Consider the following 2004-nt stretch of genomic DNA (forward strand, 5'->3'; position numbering starts at 1 on the left):
CCCCTTCATCGAAACGCTGATAAGGAATGATGCATTACTGAGCTGAGTGCAACTCCTCCAACAACTACGACTTTTCTGACAGGCGCCTCTGAAACTCAAAAAAATTCAGACTTCGTGCGCAAAGCCCCTCCCCTCTCTACAACCCAGAAAACTCCCGGTACGTGGCTCTATGACACCACGCTAAACCGCGCATAACCCTTACCATACTTGGCTTTCGCATCGTTGACAGAGCGGCGCACGGGTCTATTTACTTGACACCTTTCACGGAAGATTACACGGCAATTGGATTGAAACGCTCACCGTGCATTTCAGGGAGATGCCCATGATCATGGATCGACTCGACCGGGTCGCACGTTGTCCCGTATCTGGCGAACAGGAGTAACCCCTCATGTTCGAAGCGGCCAGGTTCGGCGACGAGATATCGCACACCAGCGCGCTGGGAGGCTTCCTGATCGGGGCCGCCCTGGGGATTGCGCTGGTGGCCACGGTGGCCATCGCCACGTTCACCTGCGGGTTCGGCGTGGCCTTGCTGGCCGGCCTCGCAGCCGGCATCGGGGGCAGCTTGCTGACTGCCGCCGGAGAGGCGATAGGCAGTATGTTCTCGTCCCCCTCAGGGACGATAACCACTGCCTCACCCAACGTGTTCATCAACAGCCGCAAGGCCGCCCGCGTCGAAAAAAGCATCGGTGCCTGCGACAAGCACCCGGGGCCGGTGCAGATTGCCGAAGGCTCGACCAACGTCTTCATCAACAGCGTCGCCGCCGCGCGCAAGGGCGACAAGCTGACCTGCGGCGCCACCATTTCCGGTGGTTCGGACAACGTCATCATCGGCGGCGGCACCTACCGTTACCTGCCCGTGGACGATGAAGTCCCGGAGTGGCTGCGCACCACCGTGGATGTGCTGATGGCCATCGCCGGTGCCGCAGGCGGTATCGCCCAGCTGATCAAGGCGGGTACCCAGGCCGGCATGAAAGCCGTCATGCCTTGCGCGCTGAAGTTCACGGCCGGCTTCGTCGCCGGTGAGGTGGCCAGCCGTTACGTGGTCGAACCCGTGGCCCGCAAGGCTATCGGCGGCCTGGTCGGCAACCCGGTCGACCTCACGACGGGCCGCAAGCTGATCCCCGATGAAATCGACTTCAGCCTGCCGGGCCTGATGCCGATCGAGTGGTCGCGCTTCTACGCCAGCGACCTGACGGTCGACAGCGTACTCGGCCGCGGCTGGGTGCTGCCCTGGGAGCAGAGCCTGCGCCGCCAGGGGGCATTCATCTACCTCACCGACAACCAGGGCCGCGAAGTCCCGTTCGTGACCCTGCAACCGGGGCAGCGCATCTACAACCCGCACGAGCAGGTGTACCTGGTGTGCACCGAGGGCGGCCACTACATCCTGCAGACCCTCGACAACCTGTTCTTCTACTTCGGCGAAGTGCCAGACACCAACACCGAAGTGCCGCTGCAGCGTATCGAGAACGTCCTCGGCCACTTCCTGCACTTCACTCGCGCGCCCGACGGCACACTGACCGACATCAGCGCCACCGGCGGCACCCGCGTGCACCTGCACTACGACAACCCGCTGGGTCGCCTGACCGACATCAAGCGCGTGGTGAACAACGAAGCGGTGGAAACGCTTACCCAATACCGCTACGACGAACACGGCCAGCTGAGCGCGGTGATCAACCGCAACGGCGACACCGTGCGCAGTTTCAGCTACGCCGACGGCCTGATGGTGACCCACAGCAACGCGCTGGGGCTGGGCTGCCACTACCGTTGGCAAACCCAGGGCGACAGGCCACGCGTAGTCGAACACTGGACCAGCGACGGCGAGCACTACCACTTCCGCTACGACCTCGATAGCCGCACCAGCTGGGCCACCGACGTACTTGGCCGCGAGTTGGAAGTGCAGTACAACGCCGACCACCGCGTGGTCGCCAGCCGCGACTATGGCGGCGAGCGTTACGCCATCGAGCTGGACGAACACGGCAATATGGTTGGCCTGACCTTGCCGGA

At 63.0% G+C, this 2004-nt stretch carries 1 protein-coding gene; it reads left to right on the forward strand.

Features of this window, described 5'->3' with window-relative positions; all coding sequences use genetic code 11:
• Window positions 1-388: 388 nt before the first annotated feature.
• Window positions 389-2004, forward strand: a 1616-nt coding sequence (locus ACF8RA_RS03790; RefSeq protein WP_392518806.1) for a DUF6531 domain-containing protein, incomplete at its 3' end; no start/stop codon positions are given.

It is taken from the genome of Pseudomonas sp. FYR_5 (assembly GCF_043106315.1).
GTDB classification, from domain to species: domain Bacteria; phylum Pseudomonadota; class Gammaproteobacteria; order Pseudomonadales; family Pseudomonadaceae; genus Aquipseudomonas; species Aquipseudomonas putida_Y.